The organism is uncultured Clostridium sp., assembly GCF_934754915.1.
In the GTDB taxonomy this organism is placed as follows: domain Bacteria; phylum Bacillota; class Clostridia; order Clostridiales; family Clostridiaceae; genus Clostridium.
Genome location: NZ_CAKVKB010000295.1, coordinates 1 through 2,239 on the forward strand (window position 1 = coordinate 1; position 2,239 = coordinate 2,239).

General features: G+C 23.8%; 4 protein-coding genes. 1 reads left to right on the forward strand and 3 read right to left on the reverse strand.

What is annotated here, in order from left to right; genetic code table 11:
- From Q0F58_RS19020 to Q0F58_RS19030, 3 genes are all read right to left on the reverse strand, one after another.
- Window positions 1-373: hypothetical protein (locus Q0F58_RS19020; protein WP_294379584.1), on the reverse strand; the 373-nt coding region annotated here is incomplete at its 3' end.
- Window positions 374-428: 55 nt separating this feature from the next.
- A complete protein-coding gene (locus Q0F58_RS19025; RefSeq protein WP_294379586.1) occupies window positions 429-623 on the reverse strand; it encodes a hypothetical protein in 195 nt (64 codons plus the stop codon).
- 23 nt (window positions 624-646) lie between these two features.
- Window positions 647-1,849, reverse strand: coding sequence for a motility associated factor glycosyltransferase family protein (locus Q0F58_RS19030; protein WP_294379588.1), 1,203 nt, complete (start codon window positions 1,847-1,849; stop codon window positions 647-649).
- A 313-nt stretch (window positions 1,850-2,162) separates the two neighbouring features.
- Between Q0F58_RS19030 and fliW the strand changes: the two genes are divergently transcribed.
- Window positions 2,163-2,239: flagellar assembly protein FliW (gene fliW, locus Q0F58_RS19735; protein ID WP_367118225.1), on the forward strand; the 77-nt coding region annotated here is incomplete at its 3' end.

Below are 2,239 nucleotides of genomic sequence, written 5' to 3' on the forward strand. Positions count from 1 at the left end.
CTTCATATGCAATGTCAAATCTCTCAAAATATTTCTCCTTGCATTTTTCATTATTAATTTTAAAACTCTCATAAAATTCTTCTCTATTAGGTTCGATAAAATTTTCAAATATAAATTTTTTTATTTCCTTCTTCATATATTGATTAGAATATGCTTTTGATAACAAAATCACACTATCTTCATAGTAATGATTATTAAATAGCAAAATACCACATTCATAATATAATTTATTTATATCTTTAAATTTTAACTTTTCAAATTCTAATACTAAATTGTAATATTCAATACAAGCTTCTTCTTCATTATTCTTTTTTCTGAATTTGTATATTCTTTCCAATTTTCTATTTAAAATATTTTCATAATTATTATTCATATATAACTTTCTCCATTTATCTACTTAATTTTCAAAATATAAAAATAGTAATTTTTTAGCAAATTAATTCAATCCCATTATCAGCTTCGCTAATTAATCTTTTTTCTGAGTTATCTTTAGACAAGTCTAAACATATTGTAGGATGTAATAAATTTAATTCTCTTGCTAAGCTTTCTGCAAAATAATTTAAAACATTATATTGGCTATTGCCTTTATACACTATTATATTCTTCATTATTATATTCTTCATTATTTTATCCTTTCAAACCAATCTTATTTTGCTAAATACATTTGCAAACTACTGCTTTTTGCTCCATCAATCATAGCTCCGTTACTACAATTTATAAATCGTATATTAGAATTATTTTTTATAATTCTTTCTATAGAATTTCTAAAAAGAATATATGATTGAATAGTCTTAACATTTTTTCCATTTACTCCAGGAACATCTATTAATTTATATTGATTTTCCTGTTTATCTTTATGCATTTTTTCATAAGCTTTTGTATGATTTTTTCCCTCTATTAATGCCAAATCTTGTCCTACAAAAATAATTTCTTTAGGAGAACATTTTATTGCTATATCCAAAGCAGCTATTGCCACTGTTCCACCCGTTTTAATTTGGAATTCTTCACTATCATTAAATATATATTTAGGTCCATTATAAATTTTTACAGCTTCATTTGATGCATATGCTGAAAAACATAGCGGAATATCCAAATTTTCGAATCCTATAAATTGTTTTTTTATTTCCTCACCTCCATCTATTAAAAATATAGCATCTGGATATATTTCGTTTTCAATAATAGTTCTTAATGCACTTCCCACTGTAAATATGGTAAACTTCTCACGGTTTTCTTTTAATATTTTTAATTCATTATCTAAAGAAGGTCCAGCAGCTGTAATAAGTATGTTTTTTGTATGTAGTTTTGTTGTATTTATAAACTCTTTAATATTTTTGCATAAAATTTTTTTATTCATTTGATAATTTTCTTCATACTTATTATTACTATTTTCAGTAATTTTAATCAGTTGTTTTTTAATTGAAAAATCATTCAATAAATTATATAAATCTTGATTTTCATCCTTTATGGTTTCTAAAGAAGGTCTATGAATTAACAATTCTCCAGTCTCGTCCAATATTTCACTTAATAAAGTATAAAAATTTCTATTCGTTCTACTTATTAATATAACTCTATTATTTCTAAAAATATCTTTATTAATTTTTTTACAATATTTAATTAATTCGCAATTCCACTCAAATATAAATATTATTGCATTAGTTTTTTTTAAAAGTTCAATTATATGATATCCTAATCCTAATCCATAAACTAAAATTTTATTTTTATTAGTCAGTTTAATACTATTTTCTACAAATTTCTGTGCTTCCTTTACAGGATCATATTTACTATGTATATATTTCTCATTGTATTTTAATGTGTATAATCCATTTTTACTTCTTTCTAAACAATACATATTTTTCTCCTATTTATATAAACAGAAGTAATTAGACGATTTCTAATTACTTCTTTAATTAAATATTTTTTTCTTTATACATACGACTTTAAATCTGAATGTAATTTTTCTATTATGGGCGTAACTTCATAAGCAAATAAATCACTTACTAATATGTAATCTTCATTTTCCAAAGCTTCTGAAATTTCTTCTACGAATCCATTTAGTTCTTCTAAAGATAATTTATTTTTATGATAATCTTTAGTTGCATTAATAGCATCATCAATCCATTGTAATCCTTCTGCTACTTACCGTTCCGCAGGATGCGATACAGATGACCGCAAATCTGAAAGCACCGATCATTATCAATGCCGATACGAGAAAGGGAGCACAGGTTGTCGTAGAAAATGA

What these genes read in the sequence shown, in the direction of transcription:
- Q0F58_RS19025 (WP_294379586.1), bottom strand. Translation starts at nt 623, where the DNA reads ATGAAGAATATAATAATGAAGAATATAATAGTGTATAAAGGCAATAGC.
- Q0F58_RS19030 (WP_294379588.1), bottom strand. Translation starts at nt 1,849, where the DNA reads ATGTATTGTTTAGAAAGAAGTAAAAATGGATTATACACATTAAAATAC.